22 protein-coding genes and 1 tRNA gene are annotated in these 24,506 nt (G+C 67.9%); all 23 read left to right on the forward strand.

Features of this window, described 5'->3' with window-relative positions:
• Nucleotides 1-16: 16 nt before the first annotated feature.
• The 23 genes from bamA (at nt 17) to IPP98_16085 (ending at nt 24,505) form a co-directional block, all read left to right on the forward strand.
• The gene (bamA, locus tag IPP98_15975) at nt 17-2,377 is read left to right on the forward strand and encodes an outer membrane protein assembly factor BamA (protein MBL0180584.1); all 2,361 of its coding nucleotides are present in this window, start codon (nt 17-19) and stop codon (nt 2,375-2,377) included.
• Between the two features lie 38 nt (nt 2,378-2,415).
• On the forward strand, nt 2,416-2,976 hold the full coding sequence (locus IPP98_15980; GenBank protein MBL0180585.1) for an OmpH family outer membrane protein: 561 nt from the start codon (nt 2,416-2,418) through the stop codon (nt 2,974-2,976).
• A gap of 44 nt (nt 2,977-3,020) precedes the next feature.
• Nucleotides 3,021-4,016 (forward strand): UDP-3-O-(3-hydroxymyristoyl)glucosamine N-acyltransferase, encoded by a 996-nt coding sequence (lpxD, locus tag IPP98_15985; protein MBL0180586.1) that lies wholly within the window; start codon nt 3,021-3,023, stop codon nt 4,014-4,016.
• Nucleotides 4,009-5,280: a UDP-3-O-[3-hydroxymyristoyl] N-acetylglucosamine deacetylase gene (lpxC, locus tag IPP98_15990; GenBank protein ID MBL0180587.1), complete on the forward strand. Its 1,272-nt coding sequence runs from the start codon at nt 4,009-4,011 to the stop codon at nt 5,278-5,280. The genes lpxD and lpxC overlap by 8 nt, the downstream gene beginning before the upstream one ends.
• A complete protein-coding gene (gene lpxA, locus IPP98_15995) occupies nt 5,277-6,053 on the forward strand; it encodes an acyl-ACP--UDP-N-acetylglucosamine O-acyltransferase (protein ID MBL0180588.1) in 777 nt (258 codons plus the stop codon). The genes lpxC and lpxA overlap by 4 nt, the downstream gene beginning before the upstream one ends.
• Nucleotides 6,050-7,027, forward strand: coding sequence for a Gfo/Idh/MocA family oxidoreductase (locus IPP98_16000; GenBank protein MBL0180589.1), 978 nt, complete (start codon nt 6,050-6,052; stop codon nt 7,025-7,027). Before lpxA ends, IPP98_16000 begins: the two co-directional genes overlap by 4 nt.
• The gene (lpxB, locus tag IPP98_16005) at nt 7,024-8,136 is read left to right on the forward strand and encodes a lipid-A-disaccharide synthase (GenBank protein MBL0180590.1); all 1,113 of its coding nucleotides are present in this window, start codon (nt 7,024-7,026) and stop codon (nt 8,134-8,136) included. Before IPP98_16000 ends, lpxB begins: the two co-directional genes overlap by 4 nt.
• A complete protein-coding gene (locus IPP98_16010; GenBank protein MBL0180591.1) occupies nt 8,133-8,765 on the forward strand; it encodes a lysophospholipid acyltransferase family protein in 633 nt (210 codons plus the stop codon). The genes lpxB and IPP98_16010 overlap by 4 nt, the downstream gene beginning before the upstream one ends.
• Entirely contained in the window at nt 8,765-9,802 is a 1,038-nt protein-coding gene (gene lpxK, locus IPP98_16015) for a tetraacyldisaccharide 4'-kinase (GenBank protein MBL0180592.1), read from the forward strand. Before IPP98_16010 ends, lpxK begins: the two co-directional genes overlap by 1 nt.
• Nucleotides 9,803-9,844: 42 nt before the next feature.
• Nucleotides 9,845-11,155, forward strand: coding sequence for a Glu/Leu/Phe/Val dehydrogenase (locus tag IPP98_16020; GenBank protein MBL0180593.1), 1,311 nt, complete (start codon nt 9,845-9,847; stop codon nt 11,153-11,155).
• Nucleotides 11,155-11,628: a 23S rRNA (pseudouridine(1915)-N(3))-methyltransferase RlmH gene (rlmH, locus tag IPP98_16025; GenBank protein MBL0180594.1), complete on the forward strand. Its 474-nt coding sequence runs from the start codon at nt 11,155-11,157 to the stop codon at nt 11,626-11,628. The genes IPP98_16020 and rlmH overlap by 1 nt, the downstream gene beginning before the upstream one ends.
• On the forward strand, nt 11,625-13,124 hold the full coding sequence (gene bshC / locus IPP98_16030; protein ID MBL0180595.1) for a bacillithiol biosynthesis cysteine-adding enzyme BshC: 1,500 nt from the start codon (nt 11,625-11,627) through the stop codon (nt 13,122-13,124). Before rlmH ends, bshC begins: the two co-directional genes overlap by 4 nt.
• Nucleotides 13,121-13,414, forward strand: a complete 294-nt coding sequence (locus tag IPP98_16035; protein ID MBL0180596.1) for a hypothetical protein — start codon at nt 13,121-13,123, stop codon at nt 13,412-13,414. The genes bshC and IPP98_16035 overlap by 4 nt, the downstream gene beginning before the upstream one ends.
• The gene (gene murJ, locus IPP98_16040) at nt 13,390-14,979 is read left to right on the forward strand and encodes a murein biosynthesis integral membrane protein MurJ (protein MBL0180597.1); all 1,590 of its coding nucleotides are present in this window, start codon (nt 13,390-13,392) and stop codon (nt 14,977-14,979) included. Before IPP98_16035 ends, murJ begins: the two co-directional genes overlap by 25 nt.
• Nucleotides 14,976-16,781 carry an excinuclease ABC subunit UvrC gene (gene uvrC, locus IPP98_16045; protein MBL0180598.1) on the forward strand — a complete coding sequence of 602 codons (1,806 nt, stop codon included), beginning with the start codon at nt 14,976-14,978 and terminating at the stop codon, nt 16,779-16,781. Before murJ ends, uvrC begins: the two co-directional genes overlap by 4 nt.
• Nucleotides 16,782-17,954 (forward strand): threonine synthase, encoded by a 1,173-nt coding sequence (locus tag IPP98_16050; protein ID MBL0180599.1) that lies wholly within the window; start codon nt 16,782-16,784, stop codon nt 17,952-17,954.
• Nucleotides 17,955-18,142: 188 nt separating this feature from the next.
• Nucleotides 18,143-19,573: a tetratricopeptide repeat protein gene (locus IPP98_16055; GenBank protein MBL0180600.1), complete on the forward strand. Its 1,431-nt coding sequence runs from the start codon at nt 18,143-18,145 to the stop codon at nt 19,571-19,573.
• Between the two features lie 60 nt (nt 19,574-19,633).
• Nucleotides 19,634-19,706 (forward strand) — tRNA-Gly (locus IPP98_16060).
• Nucleotides 19,707-19,907: 201 nt separating this feature from the next.
• The gene (locus IPP98_16065) at nt 19,908-21,179 is read left to right on the forward strand and encodes a DUF512 domain-containing protein (protein MBL0180601.1); all 1,272 of its coding nucleotides are present in this window, start codon (nt 19,908-19,910) and stop codon (nt 21,177-21,179) included.
• The gene (gene der, locus IPP98_16070; GenBank protein MBL0180602.1) at nt 21,176-22,498 is read left to right on the forward strand and encodes a ribosome biogenesis GTPase Der; all 1,323 of its coding nucleotides are present in this window, start codon (nt 21,176-21,178) and stop codon (nt 22,496-22,498) included. The genes IPP98_16065 and der overlap by 4 nt, the downstream gene beginning before the upstream one ends.
• A complete protein-coding gene (gene plsY / locus IPP98_16075; GenBank protein ID MBL0180603.1) occupies nt 22,495-23,118 on the forward strand; it encodes a glycerol-3-phosphate 1-O-acyltransferase PlsY in 624 nt (207 codons plus the stop codon). The genes der and plsY overlap by 4 nt, the downstream gene beginning before the upstream one ends.
• The gene (locus tag IPP98_16080) at nt 23,115-24,113 is read left to right on the forward strand and encodes an NAD(P)-dependent glycerol-3-phosphate dehydrogenase (protein ID MBL0180604.1); all 999 of its coding nucleotides are present in this window, start codon (nt 23,115-23,117) and stop codon (nt 24,111-24,113) included. Before plsY ends, IPP98_16080 begins: the two co-directional genes overlap by 4 nt.
• On the forward strand, nt 24,110-24,505 hold the full coding sequence (locus IPP98_16085; GenBank protein MBL0180605.1) for a MerR family transcriptional regulator: 396 nt from the start codon (nt 24,110-24,112) through the stop codon (nt 24,503-24,505). The genes IPP98_16080 and IPP98_16085 overlap by 4 nt, the downstream gene beginning before the upstream one ends.
• Nucleotide 24,506 lies beyond the last annotated feature (1 nt).

Genomic DNA, 24,506 nt, shown 5'->3' on the forward strand with positions numbered 1-24,506 from the left:
CCGGCGTGTACTCGGGATGGCTGCACTGGCCACCCTGATGACGAGCACGCCGCTCCGGGCGCAGGACCCGCCGGCAATGCCACCGGTCGATTCGATCCTGGTCGAGGGCAATCTCCGCAACAAGTCGGAGCAGATCCTGGCCGTCGGCGGTCTCAGCAAGGGGTCGGTCATCACCTGGCGCGACATCCAGCGCGCGATCACGCTGCTCTACCGCTCCGGACAATTCGACCGGATCAGCGTCGAGCAGCGCGAAGGAGACGGGATCCTGATCCTCGCGCTCGTGGTGGTTGAGCGGCCGTTGCTGCGCAGCTGGACGCTCGAGGGGCCGGACAAGATTGCGGCGCGGCAGTCGAAGGAATTCGTCCGGCTGGCCATTGGACAGCCGATCGAGCGCGTCGCCGCTGCCAAGGCGCGATACCAGATCGACTCGATGTACCACAAGCTCGGCTACTACACGGCCAAGGTGACGTACAAGGAGACCAAGACCGAGGACGGCGGCGTCTCGCTGGCGTACACGGTTGACGAGGGCAATCGCGTCGCCATCGCCCGGGTCGAGGTCGAAGGCAATTCGGCGATGACGGCCGAGCAGATGGTCGGGGCGATGGCCACCAAGCCCGAGGGCTTCTGGTGGTTCCGCCCGGGGGCGTACAACGAGCGCGAGCTCGACCTCGACATGCGGGAGCGGCTCCCCCGGTGGTACGGCGAGCGGGGAATGATCGACTTCCAGGTGGTGCAGGACACCATCGTCGACGACCAGCAGAATGGCAAGGCGACGCTCAAGCTGAAGGTCGAGGAGGGCGACGTCTACAAGGTCGGCACCTTCGAGATCGTCGGGAATCGGCGCTACTCGCTCGAGGAGCTGTCGCAGGGCTTCCCGTTCGGCCTGCCGGGTCAGGTCGGCACTGGGCAGCAGCTGGGCGGGCTCTTCAATCGCAGCCAGTGGGAAGATGCGACCCAAAAGGTCGGCGAAACGTACGCCAACGCCGGCTACATCCAGGCGCGCGTCGATCCCGAGCAGGTGCGGCGCACGCTCCCCGATGGCAGCAAGGTGCTCGACTTGCGCTGGCGGATTTTCGAGGGCCAGCCCGCGACGGTCAACAAGGTCAACATCGTCGGCAACGAAGTCACCCATGAGCGCGTGATCCGCGAAGCGATCGTCCTGCTCCCGGGCCAGTTGTACAACCAGGAAGCGGTGAAGCGCTCCTATCAGAACATCTCGAATCTCGGCTACTTCAATCCGCTGCCGAATCCGGACATTGCGCCGGCGCCCAACGGCGTCGACGTCGACGTCACCTTCCGCGTCGAAGAGAAGCGGACGGGCAACATCAATTTCGGGGCGTCCGTCGGCCAGGGCACCGGGCTTGGTGGCTTCCTCGGGCTCGAAGAGCCGAACCTCTTCGGGCGCGGCAAGCGCGGGCGGCTGCAGTACCAGTTCGGCCGGAACATCAACGACTTCTCGCTGTCGTATTCCGACCCGGCGATTCACGAGAGCCGGATCTCGGGCACGCTGACGGTCTACAATTCCCGCCAGCGGTACGTGATCGGCGACCTCGGGCGGCAGCAGCAGGAAGGCGGGTCCATCCAGCTCGGCCTCCCGTGGTTGGGCTCACGGGTCTCGCGCCTCTTTGCGTCGTACGGGTTCCAGCGGATCCGGTACTCCGAAGGATCGGCGGCGCTGCAGGCGCGCTTCCAGTGCGCCCCGTGTTCCCGTTCGACGATCGGCTTGTCGTTCATGCGCGAGACGCGCATCGGCCTGCCGTTCCCGATCGCCGGCTCGATGGTGCAGGTTGGCGTCGAGCAGAACGGCGGTCCGCTCGGCGGCACCGGCGACTACCAGAAGGTCGACCTCGATACCCGGTGGTATGCCCCGCTTGGGCGCCTCGGCGGCACGCCCGGCGCGCTCGGCGGCGGCGTCCAGTTCACGCTCGGACTGACGGCCAAGTCGGGCTTCATCTTCGGCGATCCGGGCGGCTTCTTCACCCAGCTCTATTCGCTCGGCGGCGTGCAGTATGGCATTCCGCTGCGCGGTTACAGCGAGTTCGCGATCACCCCGAACGGCTTCGACGCCCTGGCGGGTGGGCAGCGGGCAAGCGCCGACGGCTTCGGCAAGTCCTACGCGGCCTTCACGGTGGAGGCCGGCGCCAGGATCTCCCAGGCGCTGTACGTCAACACCTTCTTTGACGCCGGCAATGTCTACCGCAATGTGCGCCAATACGATCCCACTCGTCTCTATCGAGGCGCGGGCGTGGGCGTGGCGTTAATTTCCCCGCTTGGCCCGATCGGCGTCGACCTCGGGTACGGGTTCGACAAGCTCGACAATCTCGGTCGCCCGAAGCCTGGCTTCCAGCTCCATTTCCGCCTCGGCAACTTCCAATAGTTGCTGACCTCAACCGGCAGTACGCCAAGGATGTCCCGATGATTCGTGTTGGATTCCCGCTCCGCGCCCTCGGCCTTCCGGCCGCCATGCTCCTGCTGGTGGCGCCCGTCTCGGCCCAGTCGATCGCCGGCTGCAAGGTCGCCTACGTGAACGGGGCGCAGGTGCTCCAGTCGACGCCCGGCTATGTGCAGGCGGACTCGATCTTCAAGCGCGAAATGCAGATCTACTCGACCGAGATCCAGCAGCTGCAGGCCAGCCTTCAGGCGGCGGCCGCCAAGTTCGAGGAGTCCTCGGTGATGCTCTCGGCCACCAACCGGGCCGCCGAGCGGAAGAAGCTCTCGGATCAGCAGGACGCGCTCGAGAAGCGTCAGCAGGACATCCAGACCAAGGCGCAGGATCGTCGCACCCAGCTGGTGTCGCCGATCGAGGCGCGCATCACCGCCGTCATCGAGGGGATCCGCGCCGAGAACAACTGCGCGATGATCTTCGACGTCGCGGTGGACGGCAATGCCATCCTCGCGGCCGACAAGTCCCTCGACCTGACCGCCAAGGTCATCGAGCGTCTCCGCGGCGCCACCGCTCCGGCCGCGAAGCCCTGAGCCTCGGGGCTGAAGGTGCGCTGACGGCACAGGCGGTCGCCGACGTGGTCGGTGGCCGCCTGTATGGTCAGGGGGACCTCCCCCTGCGGCGGCTCCGTTCGCTCGAACTGGCCGAGGCCGATGCGTTGGCGATCTGTCTCGGCCCGAAGTACCTCCCGGCCATGGCCACGACGCGCGCCGGGGCCGTGCTGTTGCCGGAATCGCTGCGCGACAGCGCCGGCCCGGTCACGCGCATTGTCGTGGCCGACCCGGCGCAGGCGATGGCCGAAGCGGCCCGCCTGCTCCATCCCCGCGCGGGCTCCCGGCCGCAGATTGACGTGTCGGCCCGAATCGGGGTCGGCACCACGATGGGCGAGTCGCCGCGCATCGAAGCCTTCGTCGTGATCGGGGCCAACGTCACCATCGGCCGCGGTGTGCGCATCGGCCCCCATGTGGTGATCGAGGACGGCGTGGTGCTGGGCGATGACGTCCGGCTCGACGCTGGCGTCGTCGTCCATTCGCACGCGGTGCTTGGGCACCGGGTCTGGTGCAAGTCGCGCTCGGTGATCGCCGGAGAGGGGTTCGGCTTCCACTCCGACGCGAGCGGCCATCGACGCAGTCCGCAGGTTGGCGGCTGCCTGCTCGGCGACGATGTCGAGGTCGGCGCGGGCAGCTGTGTTGATCGCGGATCGCTCGACGACACCGTCATCGGTCGCGGCACCAAGCTCGACAACCTCGTGCACGTCGGTCACAATGCGCGGCTCGGCGAACACTGCCTCGTCATGGCGGGCACCGGCGTCTCCGGCAGCGTCATCATCGGCGACCGCGTGATCCTGGCGGGGCAGGCGGGCATCGCCGGCCACCTGTCGATCGGCAACGACGCGCGGGTCGGCGCCCAAGCCGGTGTGATTTCCTCCGTTCCCGCTGGCGCCTCGGTTTCCGGCTACCCGGCCCGACCGCATCGCGAATTTCTGCGGGCGATGGCCGCCCTATATCGTTTGACACCGCATGTCGACGCACTCGAAGCGCTCGGCAGGGCAGAGGAGCAGGACGATGGCTAGGCGCACGCTGGCCGGCACGGCAACCGTCTCCGGCACCGGACTCCATACCGGCGCGAAGACGACCGTCCAGATCGGCCCCGGCGAGTCCGGGAGCGGTATCCGTTTCCAGCGCACCGATCTGCCAGGCCAGCCGTTCGTGACGGCGCGGGTCGCGCAGGTCGAGGCCACCGAGCGTCGCACCGGGTTGGCCGACGGCAGCGCCGCGGTGCAAACGGTGGAGCATCTGCTCGGGGCGCTGTTCGCCGAGCAGATCGATGACGCCGTGATCACCATCGACGGCCCCGAACCGCCAATTCTCGATGGCTCGTTCCAGCCGTGGATCGAGGCGATCGACCAGGCCGGGATCCGGGAACTGACGGGCGACCCGGTCGTCATTCGGGTCACGGCGCCGTTCACGGTCGAGGAAGGCGATGCGCGCTACGTCGTGGCGCCCGCGTCGAACTTCCAGGTCACCGGGACCATCGAGTGGAGCCACCCGGTCATCGGCCGCCAATCGTTGTCCGTCACCATGACACCGGACTCGTTTCGCCGCGAGATTGCGCCGGCGCGCACCTTCGGGTTCGTCCACGAGGTCGCGGCGCTGCAGGCGCGCGGACTGCTGCAGGGAGCCACGCCGGACGTGGCGGTCGTGCTGTCGGAGACCGGGATCGCCTCGGGGACGCTGCGCTGGCCAGACGAGTTCGTGCGCCACAAGATCGGCGACATCGTCGGCGATCTCTCGCTGCTCGGCGCACGAATCGAAGGGCACGTGATCGCCGAACGCCCCAGCCATCAGGGCAACCTGGCGTTGGCCCGCGCCCTGGCGCGTCTCGCGCTGCGTTCCGATCCGCGCCGGCTCGACGTCACTGCCATCATGGACGTCTTGCCCCACCGCTATCCGTTCCTCCTCGTGGATCGTGTGCTGGAGATCGAACCGGGGAAGCGCCTCGTCGGAATCAAGAACGTCACCATCAACGAGCCGTTCTTCCAGGGCCACTTTCCGGGGCATCCGATCATGCCCGGCGTCCTGATCGTCGAGGCGATGGCGCAGGCGGGAGGCATGCTGCTGATGGACAACTTCGATGATCCGGGGTCGAAGGTGGTCTATTTCGCCGCGCTGGATGGCGTGAAGTTCCGTCGGCCCGTGGTCCCGGGCGACCAGCTCCGCTTCGAGCTCGAATTGTTGCAGTTCCGTGGTCGCACCTGTCGCATGAAGGGGCAGGCCCTTGTGGAGGGACGCGTCGTGTGCGAGGCCGAGATGCTGGCGACGGTGGTGGACCGGTGACCCAACGCATTCATCTGTCAGCGATCATCGACCCGGCCGCGACGATCGGGGACAACGTCGAGATCGGGCCCTTCGCGATCATCGGACCCAACGTCACCGTGGGCGACGGCTGTCGCCTCGGCGCGCGGGTCACGCTGGAGCGCAACGTCCTGCTCGGCGAGGGGATCCAGATCGGCACGGGCGCCGTGCTCGGCAGCCCGCCCCAGGACCTCAAGTACCGCGACGAGGAAACCTGGGTCGAGGTCGGCGATGGGACCATCATCCGGGAGTACTCCACGATCAATCGCGGGACGGCCGCGTCGGGCAAGACCACCGTCGGTGCACGCTGCTTCATCATGACCTACGTGCATATCGCGCACGATTGCCACATCGGCGACGGCGTCGCGATTGCGAACGGCTCGCAGCTGGCCGGCCACGTGACGATTCAGGACCGCGCCGCCTTGTCCGGACTCGTGGCGGTACACCAGTTCACGACCATCGGGGCACATTGCTTCATCGGCGGGGCCACCCGCGTGAGCCAGGATATTCCGCCGTACGTCAAGGCGGTTGGCAATCCGGTGGAACTCTACGGCCTGAACTCGATCGGATTGCAGCGCTCCGGCTTCCCGCCCGAAACGATTGCGGCACTCAAGCGCGCCTATCGGCTCTTCTTCAACTCCGACTTCAATCTTGGCCAGGCGCTCGATCGCGCGCGCACCGAACTGCCCGCCATTCCTGAAGTGGAGCGCTTCGTCGAGTTCGTCTCCTCTTCGCAGCGCGGCGTCCCGGCATGAGTTCCCCGATCCCGGTCGGCGTGGTCGGCGTCGGAGCGCTCGGTCGGCACCACGCCCGCCACTACGCCAAGATGCACGGCGCGGAGTTGGTTGGTGTGTACGATGCGGACCCGGCGCGCGCCGCCCTGGTGGCGGCCGAGGTCGGCTGCCGCGCCTTTCCGGTGATGGCCGAATTGCTGTCCGAAGTCCGAGCCGTCTCCGTCGCGGTCCCGACCTCATACCACCATCAGGTCGGGCTCGAGTGTCTCGGGCGCGGTGTGGCCGTGCTGATGGAGAAGCCGATCGCGGTCACGCTGGAAGAGGCCGACGCGCTCCTGACCGAAGCGACCCGCCAGGGCGTCGTGCTGGCGGTGGGACATGTCGAGCGGTTCAACCGCGCGGTCCGGGCAGCCCAAACGGTCATGGAGCGACCGATCTTCATCGAAGGGATTCGATTGGCGCCATTCCAGCCGCGCGGGACGGATGTCGCCGTGGTGCTCGACCTGATGATCCACGACCTGGACCTCGCGAACCACCTGGTCGGTGGTGCGCCGACGCAGGATGTCCGAGCCAACGGCGTCTCGATCCTCTCCCCGCACCTCGACATGGTGAACGCCCGCGTCGAGTTCCTCGGAGGGGTCGTGGCCTCGATGACGGCGTCACGGGTGGCACGCGATCGGGTGCGTCGACTGCGTGTCTTCCAGCCCTCGGGCTACATCTCGATCGACCTGGCCGAGGGCAGCGGCACCTTCATGCGACTGCGTGATGGCTGGCGCCCCGGGATCGGTAGCAGCATCGAGGAAATCGTCGAAACGATCCCCTTGACGGCACCAGAGGCGGATGCGCTCGGCCTTGAACTTGCGGCCTTCGTGGCCGCCGTGCGCGGCGAGCGTGCCGCCATCGTGACGGGCGTGGAAGGGCGGGCTGCCCTCGCGCTCGCGCTGGAGGTGACGGCGGCCGTCCAGCGCTCCCCCCAGCCTGCGCTGGGGCGATGACCCCCCGGATCCTGATCACCGCCGGAGAGCCCTCCGGCGACTTGCACGCCGCCCGGATCGTCGCGGCGTTGCGCGCCCGAATGCCGGAGGCGGTCATCGAGGCGGTCGGGGGTCCGCTGATGGAGAAGGCGGGCGCGGTCCTGCGACGATCGATCGACGGGCTGGCCGCGATGGGGTTGGTCGAGATCCTCGACAAGCTTCCTGCCCACATTCGCCTCCTCCGCATGCTGACCGCCGATTTCCGCGCCGGTCGCTACGATCTCCTGATCACCGTCGATTACCCGGGCTTTCATCTTCGCCTCGCCGAGTCCGCCAAGCGCCACGGCGTGCCGGTGCTCTGGTATATCGCGCCACAACTCTGGGCCTGGCGACCGCAGCGTGCGGCGCGTCTCGCTCGCGCCGTGGACCGACTCGCGGTGATCCTGCCGTTCGAGGAGGCGTTCTTCGATGCCGCAGGCGTCGAGGCAACCTACGTCGGGCATCCGCTGGCCGATCGCGAGGCGCCGTTGACGCGAGGTGTCGCCCGTGCGCACTTCGGGCTTCCTGAGGGTGCCCGCACGCTGGCCCTCTTTCCCGGGTCGCGCGCAGGTGAGATCAGCCGCCTCTGGCCGGCGTACCGCGATGCCGCGCGTCAGCTCCTCGCGAGTGGTGCGTGCCACGAAGTGCTAGTGGCGGCCACGGAATGGGGCGACTATCCCGGGGCCGAGGGGATGCACCTGGTGCGCGATGACTCGTCCCGCATCCTCGCCGCGGCCGATGCCGTGCTGGCCAAGTCGGGCACCACGACGCTCGAAGCGGCGATGGCCGATGTCCCGATGGTGGTTGCCTATCGGGTGCATCCGCTGACGTATCGGCTGGCGCAGCGAATGATCACCGTCAAGTGGGTCTCGCTCGTCAACCTGATCGCCGATCGCGAGGTCGTGCCCGAGTTGCTGCAGGGCGAGGCCACCCCGGCGCGACTCGTCGCCGCGATCGCTCCGCTGCTCGATCCTGCGAGCGCGGCCTGCCGCGCCCAGCGCGCCGGGTTGGCCGAGGTGCGCGCACGGGTCGGTGGGCCGGGCGCCAATGCCCGCGTGGCCGAACTCGCCGCCGGATTGCTCGCCGCATGAAGATCCCGATGCCGAAACTCCTGCTGCGCTGCGTCGTCGAGCCGCTGGTGTCGGCGCTCGCGGCGTCGTGGCGGATGCGCGTCCATGGCGAAGCGCGCGTGGCCGCGCTGCAGGCGAGCAACACGCCGGTCGTCTTCCTGTTGTGGCATGAGACGTTGCTGCCGCTGCTCTGGTGGCAGCGCCGCCGGGGCATCGGCATCGTGGTCAGTCAGGGGCGGGACGGGCAGGTGCTCGCCGACTACGCGACGCGCCTTGGCTACCGCTGCATTCCCGGCTCCTCCTCGCGCGGTGCCGTGCGGGCCTTCCTCAAGGCGGTGCGACTCCTCGACGAGTCGGTCTCCGTTGCATTCGCGACCGACGGCCCTCGGGGGCCCAGGCGGGTGGTGAAGCCCGGCGTGGTGCGCGCGGCCCAGCGCGCGGGCGCACCGATTGTTCCGCTGCACGCCGTGGTCCGCTCGGGATGGCATTCGCACTCGTGGGATCGAACCGTCGTGCCGAAGCCGTTCACCCGCGTCGATGTCGGCTATGGCGAACCGTTCACGATCGCGGCTGGCGAGGAAGGACTCGGGGCAGGGGTGGTCCGCGCCGCTGCCGCGCTCGAGGCGTTGGAACGCGAGATGGTGGCCTGATGACGACGCGCAAGCGCGATGGCCACCGGATGGTGCGGTGGTTATGGACGGCCCGTTCCCTCGGGGCGAGCAGCGCGCGCGCGGCGCTCGTGCCGGCCAGCGGACTCTGGCAGGCCGGGATGGCGGTGCGGGAGCTCTGCTATGCCCGTGGATGGCTGGCGCAGCACGCCCTCCCGTTGCCGAGCGTGGCGATCGGGAATCTCTCGGTCGGCGGTTCGGGGAAGACGCCGCTGGCGGGATGGGTCGCCTCTCACTATGTCTCAAGGGGTCACCGGCCCGGGATCCTGCTCCGAGGCGTCGGTGGCGACGAGGCCTTGGTGCATCGCGAGGCGGTTCCCGAAGCGATTGTGGTGGCCAACCCCGATCGCGTGGCGGGCGCAGCGATGGCCCTGGCGGCCGGGGCCGATGTGCTGGTGCTGGATGACGCCTTCCAGCGACTCGACGTCTTGCGCGATCTCAACCTCTGCCTGGTGAGCGCCGAGACGAGTCGCGCGGTGCCGTGGCGACTCCCGGCTGGGCCGTGGCGCGAGGGGTTTGGCGCCCTGGCCCGCGCCGACGGGTTGATCATCACCCGCAAGCGGGCCGATGCGGGCACGGCCGAGCAACTGGCGGCACGGCTTGCCCCGCGCGTCACCGGGCCGGTCGCGATCGTCCGCCTCGACCTGGCGATGCTCGAGGGATTGACGAGTGGACAGCAACAGCCGATCGGTGTGCTCGACGGGCGGCGCGTGGTGGCCGCCAGCGCAATCGCCGATCCGGAGGCCTTCGTGACGCAGCTCAAACGCACGGGGGCGCAGGTGCAGGTGGCAACCTGGAAGGATCATCACCAGTTCCGCGACGAGGACGTCGCCTGGCTCGCCCATGCGGCGCGCCGTGCCGACCACGTCGTGATCACGGCGAAGGATGCCGTCAAGTTGCGCGACCGTTGGCCCGCCTCCGTCCCCGAGCCGCTGGTTGCCCGGCTCGCGGTGACCTTCGAGGCGGGAGAAGTAGCATTGCGGTCCGCGCTCGACCGAGTGGTCGGGCACGACGCCTGACCACCGAACCCTGAGGTCCCTCGCGGACCGGAGTCTGACATCATGGCTAGCCCGAAGTCGCGCAAGTCAACCGAAATCATCTCGCCGGACAAGGATCGTCGATTCGCCTCGGAGGAAAATCCGTTCGAGGCCATGATGAGCCGGTTCGACGACGCCGCTCGTCGCCTCAAGCTGGAGCCGGGGCTCTACAAGGTGCTCCGCGCGCCCGAGAAGCAGCTGATCGTGTCGATTCCGGTGATGCGCGACAACGGCGAGATCGAGGTCTTCACCGGTCTTCGCGTGTTGCACAACACCTCGCGTGGACCGGCCAAGGGCGGCATTCGCTTCGACATGAACGTCTCGGTCGACGAGGTGAAGGCGCTCGCGGCCTGGATGACGTGGAAGTGTGCCGTCGTGAACCTCCCGTTCGGTGGCGCCAAGGGCGGCGTGATCTGTGACCCGACCTCGATGTCCGCCGGCGAACTCGAACGCCTCACCCGCCGCTACACCTCCGCCATCATCGACCTCCTCGGCCCCGACTCCGATGTCCCGGCGCCGGACGTGAACACCAACGAGCGCGTCATGGCGTGGATCATGGACACCTACTCCATGCACAAGCGCCACACGGTGACCGCGGTGGTGACCGGCAAGCCGGTCGCGATGGGCGGCTCCCTCGGCCGTCGCGAGGCCACGGGTCGCGGCTGCCTCGTGGTGACGCGCCGTGCGCTGCAGCGCAAGAAGATGAAGGTGGCCGGTGCGACCGTGGTAGTGCAGGGCTTCGGCAACGTCGGATCGATCGCCGCGCAGCTGATGCAGGAAGCCGGCATGAAGATCGTCGCCGTCTCCGACAAGAGCGGTGGCGTCTACAATCCGAAGGGCCTCGACGTCAACGACTGCCTCGCCTGGGTCAAGGCCAACAAGTTCCTCGAAGGCTACCCGAAGGGGAAGCCGGTCTCGAACGAGGAGATCCTTGAACTGCCGTGCGACGTGCTGGTGCCCGCGGCGCTCGAGAACGTCATCACCAGCAAGAACGCCGGATCGATCAAGGCCAAGATCATCTGCGAAGGCGCCAATGGCCCGACCACGGCCAAGGCCGACGCCATCCTCGATGCCAAGGGGATCTACGTCATCCCCGACATCCTCGCCAACGCCGGCGGCGTCACCGTCTCGTACTTCGAATGGGTCCAGGACCGCGGCGGCTATTTCTGGGATGAGGCCACCGTCAACGAGCGCCTCGAGAAGATCATGGTCAAGGCGTTCGACGAGGTCGCGGCGATGGCGGCCGAGCACGACGTCTCCATGCGAATCGGCGCCTACATGCTGTCGATCGACCGGGTCGCCTCGATGCACCGTCTGCGCGGGCTCTATGCCTGATGAAGTGGACCCTCGTCGCGGTGGGGAAGCTGCGACCCGCCCTGCGTGAGGTCTGCGACGACTACCTCCGACGCCTCGGCCGGCACCTGCCGGTCGAGGAGCGTGAAGTGCGCGAAGCGGGTCGGGCCGGATCGCCGGCCCGCCAGCGCGAGGAGGAGGGGAAGCGCCTGTTGGAGGCACTCCCCTCGTCGACCGACGTCGTGCTCCTCGATGTCGGTGGCAGTGAATGGTCCAGTGAATCGCTGGCCAGCCAACTCGAGGGCTGGCGCCTGGCCGCCCGCGATCGCGCCTTCGTGATCGGAGGCGCGGAAGGGGTTTCCGACGCCGTGCGCACCCGTGCCTCCGCGCGATGGAGCCTCGGGCCGCTGACCCTCCCGCATGAACTCGCGCGCGTCGTCGTGGTGGAGCAGCTCTACCGCGCGGGGACGATCTTGCGTGGCGAGCCCTATCACCGTGGTGAGCGCGACACGTGACCGACGACCTGCGACTCATCGGCGGGGCACCCGGACCGATTCCGGCGCCCGTTCCAACGACCATCCCCTGGGATCGGACATTGGATGGGGCGATCGTGTCGTGCGCCGAGCGCGACTCGCTGCTCGCGCGGTTGCATCAGCCCGGTGCCATGGTGGTGACCACGGGGCAGCAACCTGGGCTCTTCACCGGTCCGATCTACACCATCCACAAGGCCCTCGCGGCCGCCTCGTTGGCGCGTCGACTCGAGGCGGTCTGGCAGCGACCCGTGGTGCCGCTCTTCTGGCTCGCGGGGGACGACCACGATCATCGCGAGGCCAGCAGCGCGGCGTGGCTCGATGCACAGGGACGGCTCGACCGCTGGGGGCTCCCGGAGCGTACAGCCGATGCCGTGCAGCATCCGATGTCGCGCGAGCCGTTCCCGGAAAGCATCGCGGAGGGACTCGACCGACTCACGCGGACCTTGCCACCAGGGCCCGACACCGATGCCACGATGGCGTGGCTCGAGCGGCATTACGTCGCTGGGGCAACAATCCACGCTGCCTACGCCGGCGCCCTCGCCGAACTGCTCGGCCCCTACGGTGTGGCCTGTCTCGATGCCACGCACGCAACGGTCAAGCTGGCGCAGCGGGCCGTGCTCGCCCAGGCGCTCCGCGAGGCCACCGCCCTCGATGCGGTCCTGGCGGCACTCCCCGACGCCGGGACCGGCATCCGTGCGGGTGAGGGCGCCACCCTGGTCTTCCTCGAGACAGCCGCGGGACGCGAACGACTCCTCGTGGATGGTGACGGATTCCAGGCGCGACGCAGCGGTGATCGCTTCTCCGCCTCGGAGATTGATGCGTTGCTGGCGTCGTCCCCCGAGCGCTTCTCCGCGAACGTCCTGCTGCGCCCCGTGGTGGAGCGGCGCATCCTGCCGACGGTCGCCTACGTCGCCGGGCCGGGGGAATACCGCTACCTCACGCGACAGGCTGCCGCGCTCTACCCCGCATTTGCGACGACTCCGCAAACGCCGGTGCCGCGCTGGGGTGGGACGCTGATCGAGCCATGGGTACAACGCCTGTTGGATCGGCTCGGCGTCACGGCGGAGGCGGTGCTCGCGGATGACGGCACGCTGGCGCGATCGATTCTCCGGCGCGACCTGCCGACCGCCGTGACCGCGCAGATCGAGGCACTGCGCCAGTCGATCGCGACCGCGGAACGCGTGCTCGGCGCGGAGGGTCATCTCCTCGATCCGGTGCTTGATCGCGCCGTCGCCGGTCGGGGGCGCAAGCTCACGGCCGTCGCCGATGATTTCGAGCGACTCTTCGAGCGGCACCTCCGCAAGCGGGATGACATCGCGCACGCCCAACTGCGGCGGGTGCTCGATGCGCTCCGTCCCGGCGGGGTGCCACAGGAGCGTCACCTGACCGCGGCGACGTTCCTGGCACGCTACGGCCGGAGCTGGCTGGACCGGATCGTGGCCGCTACCGATGCGTGGGCTGCGGAGTGGTCGGCATGAGCCTCATCTCGGTCGTCCTCATCGTAGCGCTGTGCATTCCGATCGTCGCACTGATCGTCGACTCGCCGATCGGCCGCGCACTCGGTCGCCGGCTTGAGCGTGAACCGACCCCAGGCACGCGCCGAGACGCAGTCATCGGCGAGTTGACCAAGCGCCTCGACCTGCTCGAAGGTGACGTCGAGATCCTGCAGCACACGGTCAACGAGCTGCGCGACGAGAATCAATTCCTCCAGCGCCTGCTGGATGACGGCGGGCGGCCGCCGCGATCCTTGCCGCCCGAGGAGCGGTGACCCAGCGCAATCGCGGGTCGGTGCTGGTCGGCGCGGGGATCCTCCTCTCGCGGATCTCCGGGTTGGTGCGCCAGAAGGTGATGTCCCATTACTTCGGCCTCTCCGACACGGCCGACGTGTTCTACGCCGCCTTCCGGGTTCCCAACTTCCTGCAGAATCTGTTCGGCGAAGGGGCCCTCTCCGCCTCCTTCATTCCGAGCTACTCACGGCTGCTCGGCGAAGGCCGCGAGGACGAGGCTCGCCGGCTGGCCGGCGCGGTCCTCAGCCTGCTGACTCTGGTGGTCGCCGTCATCGTGCTCGGCGGCGTCCTCGGCGCGCCCGCTCTCGTGGCGCTCCTGGCCCCGGAATGGACGGGCGAGAAGCAGGCGCTGATGGAACGCCTCATCCGGATCCTCTTTCCGGGTGCCGGACTCCTGGTGCTCTCGGCGTGGTGCCTCGGGGTGCTGAACTCGCATCGCCGATTCCTGCTCTCCTACGCGGCGCCCGTCGTGTGGAACATCGCCATCATCGTGGCCGTGCTGATCGCCGGGCCTCGCGGGGGGATGGACCACGTCGCGGTCTGGGCGGCATGGGGGTCGGTCGCCGGGTCACTGCTGCAGGTTGCGGTCCAGTGGCCGATGGTCCGCCACGTCGGCGGGGCGATCAGGTTCCGTGGATGGGGAGGCGTCCCCGAGGTTGGTGTCGTCGTCGCCACCTTCCTGCCAGCCTTGCTCTCGCGCGGCGCACTCCAGTTCGTGGCGTTCGTGGACATCTACCTTGCCGGCCTGTTGGGGGAGGGGGCGGTCGCCGTCCTCACGTCGGCGCAGGTCCTGTACACCCTCCCCGTCTCGCTCTTCGGCATGTCGATCTCGGCCGCAGAACTCCCGGAAATGTCACGGGAGCGTGGTGACACTGACGCCATCGCCGGGTCGCTTCGGGTGCGACTCGACGCCGCGACGCAACGGCTCGCCTTCTACATCGTTCCCTCGGCGGTCGCGTTCCTCTTCCTGGGCGGGGTGCTCGCCGCGGCGATCTACCAAGGTGGCAAGTTCACCGCCGACGACTCGCAATACGTCTGGGTCGTGCTGGCCGGCTCGGCCACCGGACTGCTCGCGTCGACGCTCGCACGGCTCTACGCCTCCGCCTTCTATTCCCTTCGCGACACTCGCACGCCCCTTCGAGCGGCCCTCATCCGCGTCGGGCTCGCCAGTGGACTGGGCGCGATTGCGGCTCTCCTGGTGCCCGGGTGGCTGGGCATCGACGAGAAATGGGGCGTGGTCGGGCTCACCTTCACGGCCGGGCTCTCGGGGCACGTCGAGTTCATGATGCTTCGCCGCGGCCTCTGCCGCCGGATCGGGCGCTTCTCGTTGCCGCAGACCGAACTGGCCAAGCTCTGGGGCGCGGCCCTGCTCGCCGGCGTCGTCGCGACGGGCGGTCGCCTGCTGCTTGGCCACCTCGCGCCGTTGCCGATGGCCGCCGTGGTGGTGCCGCTCTTCTGTGCGACCTATCTGGCGGCGACCCACACCATGGACATCCCGGAAGCGGCGGTCTTGACCTCGCGCCTGGTGCGTCGCGTCCGCCGATGATCTCCGAGGCACTCGCGCGGAAGCTGGACACGCTTGCGGATGGCCCGGGCGTCTATCTCTGGCGGGACGCCGAGGGGGAGGTGCTCTACGTCGGCAAGGCCAAGAAGCTACGCACGCGGGTGCGTTCCTACTTCGCCACCGACTTTCCCGACTCGCCGAAGCATCGGCTCCTGCAGCGGCGCATCGCCGACGTCGAGACGATCGTCGTCGTCAACGAGGCGCAGTCGTTGCTGCTCGAGAACAACCTGATCAAGGAGTATCAGCCGCGCTTCAACGTGCGGATGAAGGACGACAAGAGCTACCCCTCGATTGCCGTCACGCTCGGCGAACCTTTCCCCCGGGTGCTCGCGACCCGGCGCCGCGACATTCCCAAGGCGAAGTACTACGGTCCGTACACCGACGTCGGCGACATGCGCCGCACCCTGGGACTGGTGCGCCGGATGTTCACGGTTCGCTCCTGCGCGGACAACATTCCCGTTGATCGCCGCGAGCGTCCCTGTCTCGACTATCACATCGGTCGCTGCAAGGCGCCCTGCGTGGGGTGGCAGAGCGAGAGCTCCTATCGCGCCATGATCAGCGAGGTGACCGACTTCCTCGACGGCCGGACCGTCGACCTCAAGGCGCGCATCCGGGTGATGATGCACGAGGCGAGTGAACGCGAGGACTTCGAGCGCGCCAAGGACCTGCGCGACACCCTCAAGTGGCTCGAGCAGGTCGAGACGCCGGCGACCGTGGACGTGGTCGGCACCGGGGACGCGGACGTCATCGGCTACGCGCGCGACGGGGACGATGCGGTTGGCGCGCTCCTCCGCATCCGGGATGGTCGGGTGATCGGCCGCGAGCATCGCTTCCTGGAGAATGTCGACGAGGTGCCCGATGGCGAGGCGCTCGAGGCGCTCCTGGTGCAGTGGTACGTCCCGCTGGCCGGGAAGGCGCGCCGGATGCTGCTGCCATTTCTCCCGGCCGAACTCGAGGGCCTCGAGGAGCTGCTCCCCGACGCCAGGATCGCCGTGCCGCAGCGGGGCGTCGGATCGCGCTGGAGCGAGCTGGCCGATCAGAATGCGCGCCACCTGCTCGAGAGTCTCCGCATGGAGAGCTTCGAGACCGAGGAGCGGGTCGAGGACCCGGTCTACCTGCTGGGGAGAGAACTCGGGATGACCACCGTCCCGCGCACCTTCATCTGCGTCGACATCTCGACGGCCCAGGGGAAGGACACCGTCGGATCGCTGGTCACCTTCGAGGCCGGGCGTCCGCGGAAGGCCGAGTATCGCAAGTTCAAGATCCAGGGGCCTGGGCAGCAGGACGACTTTGCCGCGATCCACGAAGTCATCACGCGCTATTTCACCCGACGCCTCGAGGAAGGGAAGCCGCTTCCCGACCTGGTGGTGATTGATGGTGGGAAGGGGCAACTCGGTGCCGCACAGGATGCGCTCCGGGCGCTCGGTCTCGACCAGATGCCGCTCGCCTCGCTCGCCAAGCGGGACGAGGAGATCTACCTTCCCGGCCAAAGCGACCCGCTTCGGTTGCCGCGGCGCAACGCCGCGCTGCGGCTTCTGCAGCGTGCCCGTGATGAGGCCCATCGCTTCGGCGTCACCTACAACCGGAAGCGCCGCACGCAACGTACGATCACCTCGGCGTTGCTCGACATTCCTGGCATCGGGGCGACCAAGCGACGCCTCTTGCTCACCACCTTCGGATCGCTCGCCGGGGTCAAGGCCGCGACCGTCGCCGACATCGCGGCGCTGCCTGGCTTCTCCGAGACCAGCGCACAGAAACTGCTCGACGCCCTCAAGGGGAGCTGAATGGATTGGCATCTTGAATGTTCCGACTGCGGCCTCGTCGCCGCCCCCGATGGCCTTCCCTCGGTGTGTACCGCCTGCGGTCGCCCCTGGCTGGTCCGCTATCCTGACCGCGTCCACAGCACCATCGAGCGCGCCGAAGTGCGTCGTCGCCATGGCATGTGGCGGTACCGCTCGTTCATGCCGCTCGGTGTCAACGAGGAACCGGTCTCGCTTGGTGAAGGGGACACGCCATTGCTTCGGCTGCCGCACCTGGAGCGGAGCCTGGGCTTCACCAATCTTTGGGTCAAGGACGAGGGCACCAATCCGACCGGCGCCTTCAAGGCGCGCGGGCTCAGCGCCGCGATCACCCGCGCCGTTGCGGCAGGGGCCACCCGCTTCACCATTCCGACCGCCGGGAATGCCGGGGTGGCGAGCGCGGCGTACGCGGCGCGCGCTGGCGCCGAGGTCCGAGTCTACGCGCCGAAGACCACGCCGCGGACCATCCTCTCCCAGATCACGGCGTTCGGGGGCGAGTTGGTCCTGCTCGATGGGCACATCGGCGATTGCGGCAAGGCGTCGCGAGACTATGCGACCCAGAGCGGCGCGATGGATCTGAGTACGCTGCGCGAGCCATACCGGATCGAAGGGAAGAAGACCCTCGGCCTGGAGCTGGCACTGCAGTTCGGCTGGGAACTGCCGGAGGTCATTCTCTACCCCACCGGCGGCGGGACCGGCCTGATCGGGATGTGGAAGGCGTTCCACGAGCTGCGCGAGGCAGGGTGGGTCACCTCCCCCATGCCGCGATTCTACACGGTGCAGAGCACCGGCTGTGCACCGATGGTGAAGGCATTCGAGGATGGCAGCGAGACGGCGACGCCGTGGGCTGATCCGTGGACCATCGCCAGCGGGCTCCGCGTCCCAGGCCCCCTCGGGGACAAGCTGATGCTCAAGATCCTGCGCGAGAGTGGGGGCGGGGTCTCGGCAATCGCCGACGCCACGATGGTCGACTTTGCGGCCCGCGGCACTCGGGAGGAGGGGGTGGACTGGTCGCCCGAGGGTGGGGCGGCTCTGGCGGCCGCCGTTGCCCTCCGCGATCAGGGGCAGTTGGGGGCCAGTGAGCGCGTCGTGGTCTTCAACACCGGTGCCGGCTGGCTCTACCGGACCCCCGAGGATTTGCTCGGCCCCATCCAATGATGGATATTCGGGGGTTCTTGAGGGGGAGGCTGAGTGTACCCCGGCCCTCCCTTGGGCGTCCCCTAGGCTGGAACAGGTCAACAACCGGCTGCTGTCGGAGCGCGTAATCAGTGTGGTCGCCAAAGAGGTGACCTTCCATCCCCATGCCGATTTCTCCGGGAATCGGCGGATCGAGACGAGGAGCTGCGATGAGGACGTTCGGATTCGTTGGAGTGGCGGCGGTGGCCATGGTGGCTCTTCCGCTCACGGCGCAGGTCGAGGGCAACCCGCACGTCATGCGGGTCTTCGCCGGTGGCCGCTATCAGGCTCCCCTCTGTTCGCTGAAGGGTGACTTCCGAACCAGCAGCGCCGGGATGTATCTCAAGACCTCCGTCGAGGGGGCCGACGGTGGCTCACGGCCGGATGACGAAAAGCGGATCGGGATCATCAAGAAGGGCCGCGATCAGGCCCTCGAGGCGGTCAAGGCGAATCCCAAGAGCGGGGCGGGATGGTACTACCTCGGCCGCGCCGAGCTGTTGCTTGGCAATCTTGTTGGCGCCGACACCGCCTTCACCAAGGCGACGGAGAATGCGCCGGCGTGTGCCGAGGAGATCAAGGGGTATCGCCAGCGCGCTTGGCAGCCGCTGCTGATCGTGGCGGCCGAGGCAATGAAGGCCTCGAAGAACGATGAGGCGCTGAGCCGGTTCCGCGAGGCGGCCATCATCTCGCGCGACTATCCGCAGGGGTTCTACAACACCGGCATCCTCTTCGCCAACACGGGCAAGCCGGATTCGGCCGCGCACTACTTCGCCCTGGCGGTGGAGAAGAGCGGCAACGATCCTCGGCTCGCCAAGGACAAGCTCTCCGCGATCGTGAACCTCGCCTCGATGTATCAGGCGATGGACAAGCACGCGGAAGCGGTCGTGCAGTTCCGGCAGTACCTCGCTGCCGAGCCGAACGACGCACAGGTCAAGAAGGCGATGGCCTCGTCGCTCCGCCTCAGCGGGCAGGTCGAGGAAGCGTCCAAGATCGAATCCGCGATGCTGACCTCCGCGCTCGCCGACGGGTCGGTGACGGCGAACGACCTGATGCAGATGGGTGTGAACCTCTTCCAGGACAAGAAGTACCCGGAAGCGGCGGATGCCTTCGGGAAGGCGCTCGAGAAGGAGCCCTATTTCCGCGACGCCCTGTTCAACCTGGCGAACGTCTATCTGGCCGAGAAGAATGGGCCGAAGCTGGTTGAGACGGCGCAGAAGCTGTTGGCGATGGAGCCGCTCAACACGATCAACATGAAGCTCCTCGGCGAGGGCTACCGCGCCGCCAACGACCAGACCAAGCTGATCGAGACGGTCGAGAAGCTGGTTGGCGTGCCGACGAATGTGTCGATCGACAACTTCCAGATCCACAAGGACGGCGCCAAGCTGGCCGCGACGGCCACGGGCCTCGAGGCCACGACCCCGGGCGGCAAGCCGCTGCCGGCGATGGCCAAGACGCTGACGTTCGAGTTCCTGGATGCCACGGGCGCCGTGGTCGGGACCAAGGAAGTCGCCGTGCCTGCCCTGAAGGCCGGAGCGACCCACCCGATCGAGTTCGAGGTGACGGGCGCGAACATTCACGGCTGGCGCTACACCGCAAAGTGAGGCCGGTGCGCTGCCGACGCCGTTGATCGGCGTCGGCGGCCGCGCTATCTTGGTGGCCTCGCGGGAGTAGCTCAGTTGGTAGAGCATCAGCTTCCCAAGCTGAGGGTCGCGGGTTCGAACCCCGTCTCCCGCTTAGGTCCCGGACTGCCCTGTTGGCGGTCCGGGATCGCTCGTTTTCCCCCATACCCACCGATCTACCCCATCCCCGCCGCCACCGGGCAGGCTTGCGGCCGCGAACTCGCTTGAAGTGAGAGCCCTTAACCCTTGTCAGGGGGCCAACATAGCGTCATATTGACTCCGTGAATAACTCCCCCGGGCGGCTCGCGTGATCAAGGTGACCAGTGTCCAACCCGATTCGATCGGTGAGGAACTTGGGCTCGTGCCCGGCACCGAGCTGTACACGGTGAACGGCCGCGAGCTCGAGGACTTCCTCGACTGGGAGTTCCTGACTGCGGACGAAGAGTTCACGCTCGTCTTCCAGGAGCCTGGGGCTGACGAGGCATTCGAGGTCGTCGTTGAGCGTCCGGTCGAGGAGCCAATGGGCGTGGCGGTCGAGCCGCCCCGCATTCGGCGCTGCGCCAACCGCTGCGACTTCTGTTTCGTCGAGGGGAATCCGGATGGCGTCCGCGAGGTGCTCTACATTCGCGACGACGATTACCGGCTCTCCTTCCGGTATGGCAACTTTGCGACGCTGACCAACCTCAAGCCCCACGACACCGCCCGGATCATTGAGTACCGGCTCTCGCCACTCTACGTGTCGGTCCACGCCACCGATCCCGCCATCCGGCGCTGGGTCCTCCGGAATCCCCAGGCTCCCGAGATCCTGCCGCAGATGCAGGAGTTCGCCGACCACGGGATCGAGTTCCACACCCAGATCGTGATGTCGCCGGGCGTGAATGACGGCGATGCGCTCAAGCAGACGCTCGACGAGCTCTACGCCTTCGGCCCCTCGGTCCTCTCGGTCTCGGTCGTCCCGGTTGGGCTGACCGAGTTCTCGAAGCACCACCTCGTGCGTGAACCGGACGATGCCGAGTGCCGCAAGGCGGTGCTCCTGGTCGAGGCCGCATCCGCCCGTGCCCGCGCCGAGCGCGGCACCGCATGGGCGTACGGGGCGGACGAGCTCTATCTGCGAGCCCATCTCGACTTGCCGCCGGCCGAGAGTTATGGCTCGTTCGACCAGGTGGAGAATGGCGTGGGTTCGGTGCGCTGGTTGCAGGAGCAGGTGCGGGAAGGCGCCGACGAGCTCCGCGGCTGGGAAGGCCGGCGGATCGCGGTCGTCACCGGCACCTCGATGGCGCCCTTGATGCCGATGGTGCTCGGGCCGCTCGAGGAAGCGACCGGCGCGACCTTCACGCTCCTCTCGGTCGAGAATGATCTCTTTGGTCGGCGCGTCACCACCGCCGGCCTGCTCCCGGGCAGCGCCATGCGCGACGCCCTGCAGGCGCTCGAGGGGATCGACCTCGCCCTGCTTCCCGGCGAGTCGGTCAACGACGCCGGTTTGTTCATTGATTCGCTCAGTGTCACCGCCCTTGCCGAGGCGGTGCCGATGCCGGTGCGGCTGTCGCGGACCTTTGTAGACGCCCTGATGGAGCCGTTGCCCGCATGAGCAGAGCCACCGTAGCCCTGGTCGGACGCCCGAACACCGGGAAGTCGACCCTCTTCAATCGCCTCGTCGGTGGACGCGAAGCCATCGTCTCCGACAAGGCCGGCACCACGCGCGATCGACACTTCGGCGAGGCCAACTGGATCGGCGTCGACTTCTGGCTGGTCGACACGGGCGGGCTCGTGCCCGGCTCGCAAGACACGATGGACAAGGCGATCGGCGCGCAGGTCGAACGTGCGGTGGAGGAAGCCGACGTCGTGATCTTCCTGGTCGACGGCAAGGACGGCATCAACCCGATCGATGCCGAAATCGCCGCCGGACTTCGTGCCTCCGGCAAGCCGGTCATCCTGGGCGTGAACAAGCTCGATGACATCGCCGAGCGCGACGCCCGCTTCGTCTTCTACTCGCTCGGGCTCGGCGAGCCGTGGCCCGTCTCTGCCGCCACCGGGAAGGGGAGCGGCGACCTTCTCGACGAAGTGGTGCGCCTCCTTCCCGAGTCGGATGACGACGAGGAGACCGAGCGGATCGATGTTGCGGTGATTGGCCGACCGAACGCCGGCAAGTCGTCGCTGGTGAACAAGCTCCTCGGCGAGGAGCGGCTGGTGGTGACGCCGATCGCCGGCACCACGCGCGACTCGATCGACACCGACTTCGCGTATGACGGCGGCGTGATCCGCTTCATCGATACCGCCGGCCTCCGGCGGAAGGCCAAGGTCGAAGAAGACCTGGAGTTCTACTCGGGGATGCGGACGGAGCGCTCCATCGGGCGCGCCGACATCTGTCTCCTCGTCGTCGATGCCGAGCGCGGGATGCACAACCAGGATCTCCGCATCGCCAACAAGGCGTGGGACGCCGGCTGCGCAGTCATCGTCTATGTGAACAAGTGGGACCTGATCCCCGAGAAGGACGCCAACACGGCGAAGCGTGGACAGGAACAGTTGATCGAGAAGGCGCCGTTCCTCGAATTCGTTCCGTTCCTCTACGGCTCGGCGTTGACCGGACAGCGCGTGCGCAACGTCCTCGAGCTGATCCGCAAGGTGGCCGACGAACGGAAGCGCCGCATTCCGACCGCCGAGGTCAACACCGTCCTCGAGGCGCTGCTCGAGCGGGCCGCCCCGCCGCAGGCCGCTGGCGACGAAGTGAAGCTGTTGTACGCGACGCAGATCGAGTCGGCGCCGCCGACCTTCGTCATCATCTGCAATCGACCGGACCACGTCGCCGAGTCCTACCAGCGCTATCTCATTCGCGGCTTCCGGAAGGCGTGGGGCTTCACGGGCTCGCCCTTGCGCCTCAAGCTGAACCGGCGGGGAAACCGGAATTGACGGCAGCGCTCCTCGGTGCGGTCGTGGCGTCGTACCTGCTCGGGGCGATTCCCACCTCGCATTGGGTGGCGCACGGCCTCAAGGGGATCGATCTCCGGACCGTCGGGAGCGGCAATCTCGGCGCGACCAACCTCTATCGTCAGCTCGGCTGGCGGTATGCAATTCCCGTCGGAATCTTCGACATGCTCAAGGGAGCCATTCCCGTGGCGGTCATCGGGCCGTGGGCTGGGGCGGGGGCGATCGGCTCACTCCTGCTCGGCGTGGTGGCGGTGTTTGGCCACGTCTTCTCCCTCTTCGTCGGCTTCAAGGGCGGCAAGGGCGTGGCGACTGGTGGCGGGATCGTCCTCGGCTTCGCGCCTTGGGCCTTTCTGGTGGCCCTGCTGGTGTGGATCGTGACGACGCGCCTGAGCGGTTACGTCTCGCTCGGCAGCATCCTCGGCGCCCTGGCGCTGCCGCCGGCGATCTGGTTGCTGCATCCGGCCGAGCGCGCCGCGGTCCCCTACGTCGTGCTGTTGTCGGCGCTGGTGATCTGGTTCCACCGGGCCAACATCCGACGGCTGATGGCGGGGACCGAGAACCGCTTCGGCACGGGCCGGCCCACCACCGGGGCGACCACGTGAGCCGGGTGGCAGTGCTTGGCGCGGGCGCCTGGGGAACGGCACTGGCCGACTTGCTCGCAAGGAAGGGCCATGAGGTGCGGCTCTGGGCGCACGAACCCGATGTCGCCACCGCAATCAACGCCGACCACCTGAACCCACTCTACTTCCCGGATGCCCCGCTCGATCCCCGCTTGATCGCAAGCAGTGATCTCGCGGCCGTGCTCGACGGTGCGCCGGTGATCTGCTCGGTGGCACCGAGTCACGTGACGCGCGGATTGTTCGAACGGGCGGCGCCGATGGTGCGTCCCGGCACCCGACTGGTCTGCGCGACGAAGGGGATCGAGACGGAGACGCTCGCGCTGATGAGCGATGTCGCCGCGGAGGTGCTGCCACACGCGCCGTTCGTCGCGTTGTCGGGGCCGAGTTTCGCCGACGAGGTGCACGAGGGCCAGCCGACAGCCGTCGTGGCCGCGTCGCGCGATGAGGCCGCCTGCGAGGAAGTGCAGCAGCTCTTCAGTACGCCCTACTTCCGGGTGTACTCGGGAAGCGATGTGACCGGCGTCGAGTTGGCGGGAAGCTTGAAGAACACCATGGCGATCGCCGCCGGCATCCTCGAAGGCCTCGGACTGGGTCACAATCCGCGCGCGGCGCTGCTGACCCGCGGCCTGGCAGAAATTGCGCGGCTCGGTGCGGCGCTCGGCGCTCGGCCGGAAACCTTCGCGGGGCTCGCCGGGATGGGGGATCTCATCCTCACCTGCACCGGCGCCTTGTCCCGGAATCGTCAGCTTGGCGTGTTGCTGGCTCAGGGGCTGACGCTCGCCGAGTACCGCGCGACGCATCGCAACGTGGCGGAGGGGGTCAACACGGCACTCGGCGCGTCGCGGCTCGCGACGAAGCATGGCGTGGCAATGCCGATCACCGAGCAGGTGGCGGCGGTGTTGTATCAGGGGGCCTCGCCGCGCGAGGCGATCCGACTGCTGATGGAGCGGGAGCTCAAGGCGGAGCGATGGACATGACCCTGCCGAATCCGGTGCAGCAATTCTTCTCGATCGGCGAGGTGTGTGCCCTCACCGATCTCAAGCCGCACGTGTTGCGCTACTGGGAGAGCCAGTTTCGCTTCCTGAATCCGGCGAAGAATCGCTCGGGCAATCGCGTGTACAAGTCGCGCGAAGTCGAGATGATCATGCTGGTGAAGCATCTCCTGTACACGGAGAAGTTCACCATCGAGGGCGCGCGTCAGCGTCTTGACGCCTACCGTCGCACCGGCGAGCTCAAGAACGCGGCACGGGCGGCGATGCGTTGGGAGACGGTGCAGGAAGTCCGCGCCTCGCTCGACGACGTGCTCGCAGTCCTCGAGGGACGCGAGCCCGCGATCCGTGCCCAGCCCGCCGATGAAGAGGTCGGGTAAC

This window comes from Gemmatimonadota bacterium (genome assembly GCA_016720805.1).
In the GTDB taxonomy this organism is placed as follows: Bacteria; Gemmatimonadota; Gemmatimonadetes; order Gemmatimonadales; family GWC2-71-9; genus Palsa-1233.

Excerpts from the sequence above, each read along its gene's own strand:
- bamA (MBL0180584.1), top strand. The coding sequence starts at position 17 with ATGGCTGCACTGGCCACCCTGATGACGAGCACGCCGCTCCGGGCGCAG.
- IPP98_15980 (MBL0180585.1), top strand. The coding sequence starts at position 2,416 with ATGATTCGTGTTGGATTCCCGCTCCGCGCCCTCGGCCTTCCGGCCGCC.
- lpxC (MBL0180587.1), top strand. The coding sequence starts at position 4,009 with ATGGCTAGGCGCACGCTGGCCGGCACGGCAACCGTCTCCGGCACCGGA.
- IPP98_16000 (MBL0180589.1), top strand. The coding sequence starts at position 6,050 with ATGAGTTCCCCGATCCCGGTCGGCGTGGTCGGCGTCGGAGCGCTCGGT.
- lpxB (MBL0180590.1), top strand. The coding sequence starts at position 7,024 with ATGACCCCCCGGATCCTGATCACCGCCGGAGAGCCCTCCGGCGACTTG.
- IPP98_16010 (MBL0180591.1), top strand. The coding sequence starts at position 8,133 with ATGAAGATCCCGATGCCGAAACTCCTGCTGCGCTGCGTCGTCGAGCCG.
- lpxK (MBL0180592.1), top strand. The coding sequence starts at position 8,765 with ATGACGACGCGCAAGCGCGATGGCCACCGGATGGTGCGGTGGTTATGG.
- IPP98_16020 (MBL0180593.1), top strand. The coding sequence starts at position 9,845 with ATGGCTAGCCCGAAGTCGCGCAAGTCAACCGAAATCATCTCGCCGGAC.
- rlmH (MBL0180594.1), top strand. The coding sequence starts at position 11,155 with ATGAAGTGGACCCTCGTCGCGGTGGGGAAGCTGCGACCCGCCCTGCGT.
- IPP98_16035 (MBL0180596.1), top strand. The coding sequence starts at position 13,121 with ATGAGCCTCATCTCGGTCGTCCTCATCGTAGCGCTGTGCATTCCGATC.
- uvrC (MBL0180598.1), top strand. The coding sequence starts at position 14,976 with ATGATCTCCGAGGCACTCGCGCGGAAGCTGGACACGCTTGCGGATGGC.
- IPP98_16050 (MBL0180599.1), top strand. The coding sequence starts at position 16,782 with ATGGATTGGCATCTTGAATGTTCCGACTGCGGCCTCGTCGCCGCCCCC.
- IPP98_16055 (MBL0180600.1), top strand. The coding sequence starts at position 18,143 with ATGAGGACGTTCGGATTCGTTGGAGTGGCGGCGGTGGCCATGGTGGCT.
- der (MBL0180602.1), top strand. The coding sequence starts at position 21,176 with ATGAGCAGAGCCACCGTAGCCCTGGTCGGACGCCCGAACACCGGGAAG.
- IPP98_16085 (MBL0180605.1), top strand. The coding sequence starts at position 24,110 with ATGACCCTGCCGAATCCGGTGCAGCAATTCTTCTCGATCGGCGAGGTG.